Raw genomic sequence first — 2,962 nt, 5'->3', positions numbered from 1 at the left:
TCGGGCCTCGGCGGCTATACCAAGGCAAATACCATCATCCGCCTGGGAGCCGGCAATGATCAGTTCACCGGCAGCGCCGTCGCTGATGTCGTCGATGGCGGGTCCGGCAACGACATCCTGCGTGGCGGCGCCGGCAGAGACCAGCTCTTCGGCGGCAGCGGAAACGACACAATCTCCGGCGGCAATGACGGCGATCTTCTGGAAGGCGGCAGTGGTGCGGACACCCTCACCGGGGGCGCTGGCGCCGACCGCTTCATCTACACCGGCACCAGCGACAGCACCACGACCGTCTCCGGTCGCGATACGATTCTCGACTTCAGTCGAGCCGGTGGCGACAAGATCGATCTCTCGGCCTTCGCCAGTACATTCTCGTTTATCGGAACGTCCAGCTTCACGGGCAAGGCAATGCAGCTTCACACCGTGTCAACAGGATCCGGGCTCCTGATCGAGGGGGACATCAACGGCAATCGTATCGCCGACTTCGCCATCCTGGTCGCCGGATCAGCCAGCCTCACCGCTAGCGACTTCATCCTCTGATCCGCCCTCCCACCAGCACGATTTACTTTACCATGGACCTGCCGCAGGATGCCGCCGGACGTTCCCGTCGCCTCACATGAAGTGGCAGATCCATGGCAACGATCAGCGGCACCTCCGCCAACAACAGGCTCACCGGCGCGGATGGTGCCGACATCCTGTACGGATTGGACGGCAATGACGTGCTCGACGGTGGCGAGGGCGGTGATGTCTATGACGGCGGCAACGGCAACGATGTCTTCCTGATCTGGGGCGATACCGGCATCGACACCTTCCGGGGCGGTGCCGGCACCGACATGATCCGCCTCACCGATGGCGCCAGCACCGCGTCCTTGGTGCTCGGCACCAAAGCGTCAGTGGAACGGATCGACTTCGCCGGCGCCGACCTGACGGGCACCGAGGGTGACGATCTGTTTGACCTGCGCGGCGTCGTCAGCCTGATCGGCCGCCGGACGATCTGGCTGAATGACGGCGACGATACCTTCATCGGTTCGTCTGTCGGCGACGACGTCCATGGCGGGACCGGCGATGACCGGCTCGACGGCGGCGCTGGCGATGATCGCCTTGAAGGCGGCATCGGCAATGACACCCTGATCGGTGGCAGCGGCAATGATCGCTTCATTCTGCGGGGCCAGACTGGTATCGACAGTTTTGATGGCGGTGCCGGCACTGATCGGATCGTCATTGCCGGCGGCACGCAGACCCGTGTTTTCACCATAGCCAAGGCGGCATCGGTCGAGATTCTGCGCTTCGAAGGCGGCACGCTCAATGGCACCGATGGCCGCGACGTCTTCGATCTGAGCGGCATTACCGGCTATGAGAACCGCCAGGTGATCCGGCTGGGTGCCGGCACCGACCGTTTCACCGGCAGCAGCACCGGTGATGCGGTCGATGGCGGCAATGGCAATGACATCCTCGATGGCGGCGCCGGCAATGACATCCTTGAGGGCGGCGGTGGCAGCGACACGCTGATCGGTGGCAGTGGCAACGACATCTTTCTGGTCCAGGGCCGGTTCGGGGCCGATCTGTTCCAGGGCGGCGCTGGCACCGATACCCTCCAGGTGGCCGGTGGCGGCGAGACGATGTCCTTGCGCCTGACAGTGGCCACCTCGGTTGAAGTCCTGCACTTCACCGGACACGATCTCAGCGGCACAGATGAGGATGATATCTTCGACCTGAGCGGCATCAGCAACATCATCGCCCGCAGGACCATATGGTTGAACGATGGCGATGACCGTTTCACCGGATCGAAGACCGGCGATGACGTTCATGGCGGTCTTGGTGACGACGTCATCAGTACTGGTGCCGGCAACGACATCATCGAAGGTGGCCAGGGCAATGACACGCTCAATGGCGGTGACGGCAATGATGTCTTCCACATCCAGGGCGAATTCGGTGCCGACACCATTCGGGGCGGCAGTGGACGGGATACCGTTCTGGTGATTGCGGGGGCCGAAACCAGCAGCCTGATCCTGAATGCCGCGGCATCGGTCGAGGTACTGTCCTTCGATGGCAAGGATCTGGTCGGCACCGATGGCAATGACCGGTTCGACCTGAGCGGTGTCAACACAGTCACTGGCCGACGTGCCATCGCGTTGAACGCCGGCAATGACAGTTTCATCGGCAGCAGCACCGGCGACATCGTTCATGGCGGCGCCGGCAATGACGTGATCTATGGTGCGGCCGGTGGCGATATCCTGAACGGTGGCACCGGCCGAGACCGCTTCGTCTATAAATCGATCGCCGACAGCACAGTGGCATCAGCAGGGCGTGACCGCATCGACGCCTTCTCACGGGCCGAAGGCGACCGCGTCGACCTGTCCGCCATCGATGCCGACACGACCACGGCCGGCAATCAGGCCTTCAGCTTCATCGGCACCGGCGGCTATACCGGCACGGCCGGCGCACTGCGCATGGCCGGCACCTCAGGTGGCTGGTTGGTCTATGGTGATATCGATGGCGATCGCCGCAGCGATTTCAGCATTCTCGTCTCGGGCATCGCCACCATATCCGGCGGCGACTTCATTCTGTGACGCCCGCATAGGCCGCATCATATTCCGCCGCATGCGGAATGACCTTGATCATGTCGATCAGGGTTCCGGCCGGGTCGCGCAGGACGAAATGACGCTGCCCGAAGGCCTCGTCGCGGATCGGCAGCAGGACGGCCACATCCGGCCGCGCCTGAAGCCTGGACCACTCGGCATCGACATCCTCGACCTCGATATTGACCAGCACGCCGCCCACCGGCCGGCCATATCCCGTGGGGACGGTCTGGTGGCTGTGGTCCAGCACCGCGATGTTCACGCCCGGATCGGTGCTGTGGCTGATACCAAATCTCGTGAGTCCTGACTCATAGGGGATTCCCAAACGGTCAGGAATTCGATTCAATGATCGCGGACCTGAGGGAGGTTTGCGATGTCAGCAGCAG

General features: G+C 63.0%; 3 protein-coding genes. 2 read left to right on the top strand and 1 reads right to left on the bottom strand.

Translation table 11 applies throughout. The features are described from left to right. Positions 1 to 537, top strand: a 537-nt coding sequence (locus tag IEW15_RS25130; protein ID WP_408999450.1) for a M10 family metallopeptidase C-terminal domain-containing protein, incomplete at its 5' end; no start/stop codon positions are given. A gap of 92 nt (positions 538 to 629) precedes the next feature. After that, positions 630 to 2,567, top strand: coding sequence for a calcium-binding protein (locus tag IEW15_RS25125; RefSeq protein ID WP_188583226.1), 1,938 nt, complete (start codon positions 630 to 632; stop codon positions 2,565 to 2,567). Here IEW15_RS25125 and IEW15_RS25120 read toward each other — a convergent pair. Next, complete coding sequence (locus IEW15_RS25120; RefSeq protein ID WP_188583224.1) at positions 2,557 to 2,838, bottom strand: VOC family protein; 282 nt, start codon at positions 2,836 to 2,838, stop codon at positions 2,557 to 2,559. The genes IEW15_RS25125 and IEW15_RS25120 overlap by 11 nt on opposite strands. Positions 2,839 to 2,962 lie beyond the last annotated feature (124 nt).

Source organism: Tistrella bauzanensis, from assembly GCF_014636235.1.
GTDB lineage: Bacteria > Pseudomonadota > Alphaproteobacteria > Tistrellales > Tistrellaceae > Tistrella > Tistrella bauzanensis.
The sequence above is the reverse complement of the archived record's forward strand: the minus strand, read 5'-3'. Positions and strand labels throughout refer to the sequence as shown.

Coding starts and splice junctions, on each gene's coding strand:
- IEW15_RS25125 (WP_188583226.1), top strand. CDS start 630: ATGGCAACGATCAGCGGCACCTCCGCCAACAACAGGCTCACCGGCGCG.